The sequence below is a fragment of the Spiroplasma endosymbiont of Megaselia nigra genome (assembly GCF_003987485.1).
Classification (GTDB): Bacteria; Bacillota_I; Bacilli_A; order Mycoplasmatales; family Mycoplasmataceae; genus Spiroplasma.
The window spans coordinates 1-1,881 of record NZ_RCOO01000209.1; the positions used below are offsets into that span (position 1 = coordinate 1).

General features: G+C 26.5%; 2 protein-coding genes. Both read right to left on the reverse strand.

Features of this window, described 5'->3' with window-relative positions; genetic code table 4:
• Positions 1–876 (reverse strand): hypothetical protein (locus D9R21_RS06160; RefSeq protein WP_148108864.1); only part of this gene is annotated, 876 nt, incomplete at its 3' end.
• 3 nt (positions 877–879) lie between these two features.
• A partial coding sequence (locus D9R21_RS07515) for a hypothetical protein (protein WP_158613956.1) occupies positions 880–1,881 on the reverse strand: 1,002 nt, incomplete at its 5' end.

A 1,881-nucleotide genomic window follows, 5' to 3' on the forward strand; every position in this document is an offset into this window, starting at 1 on the left:
TGATAAACCACTATGACTAATTTTGTCATTAATACTTGAAAATGTAATTTCTTGTCATAAAAAACTACCATCATAAGGTGAATAATAATTAATAACATTGGATGGATATAATCATTGTCTATCTTGGGGAGCAGAATTAATATCACCCCCGCCAATATTTAAACCACGGTCATTAAATACAGTATAAAAATTATAATAATCATTAATATTTAATTTATCTGCATCCTCATCTAAAATTAATAAAGTATATTGTCTTTCTGTTGACTGCTGTGTAAATACTTGTTCAAATTTAGCTTCACCAAATTGAATTGAACTTCTATCATCAATCATATAAGCATCTCAATATTTACCAACTTTAACTTCTTTTGTATAAAAGTTATCTGCTTTATTATCATTATTAATAAAATAACTTAATTTATATTGCTTTAAGTATTCTAACATTCTATTAATATCATGAATATTTTCACCATCAATTAATTTTCAATAAACATTATTATTTTCATCTTTTAATTTTATAGCAAAAGGTGTTTCATTATTGGCTCATATCGTTGAGTTAATTGGTTGTTTACTAAAATCATCAATTGTTAATATATTAATTTCTTCACCTTTATATTTTTGAACTATTTTTAAACTACCTTGTCATTGAGCAATAGTACTTTCCATATTATCAAATATTCTTGAATAACTACCATAATCACTTGGTTTAGCATTATTGGGTTTTCAACCTGTTTCAGTATCAGGAATATATGAACTATAAACATTAAAAGGAAATACCATTCAATGTCGATTATCTCTTATGTTTTCTCTTATATCTATTAAAGTATCGTGGGCTTGTCTTCTTAATTCTTCCATAACACCTGGGTTAATTCTACTCATTTTTTAATTCTCCTTAATTTCTGTTCTACCTTGTAAGGCATTTTGATTATTACCAGTTTCATCGTATTCTAGTAATTTATTATTATGTTCTATTTCTTTGGCTTGCATTTTATCTTGTCATGCTTCTACTTTTTCAAAATATTTGGTTGCTTCTAATTCATCAATATTATCATATTCAGTAATGGCTCTTATTGGTTCCATTGTACCATTATCTAATCTAGCAGTAATTAATTCATTTTGTCGCATTTGGTCTACTAAACTAGCACTAACAAAATCAAAACCATACGGGCGTTCACCAACTCCATCTCATAAACCATAATATTTTAAAACAGTATCAAACATTTTAGTATAATACTGTTTACGATATGCTTGTAAATATGCTTGTTTTTCTAAGTCTTTTGTTTTAGTTAATAATGATTGTGTTTTATTTTGATCATTATCTGATTTATCACCAAATGGACTAGAAAAATGACATGCTAAGTATACTTGCTCAATGATAGATTTTTGGTCTTCGGTATATGTTTCTAATGTTGGTGTACCTTGTACTACTTGTAAAGATTGTGATAATTGACCATCTACTGCTGATTGACCTGATTGAATAAAAATATCATCAAAAGCATCTTGTAATACTTTTTTATTACCTTTGTTATAGGCAGTCATTAAATCATCATCTAATATTCCATATCAATGAGTACGATTTGCTCATCGTTCTTTTGATTTAATATCAAAACTATCTTCTAAATCAAATTGTAATTTATAACAATTTGCCATAGTTGGTCGTGTATTTAAAGTAGTTGATGTAGATAAAAATAATGGGTTAGGTTCATTAATCATTTCTCAAAAAGGTACTATTCCTAATTTATTTTTAAATTCTTGCACTAAAACAGGTCTAACATCATCTTTAATTTGTGTTTTACTTTGCCCAACAACTACTTCATTATTTTTAGGTCAACCTTTAATAACTATTTTATCTTTGGTACAAATTAAATTTAAAATAAAACCACT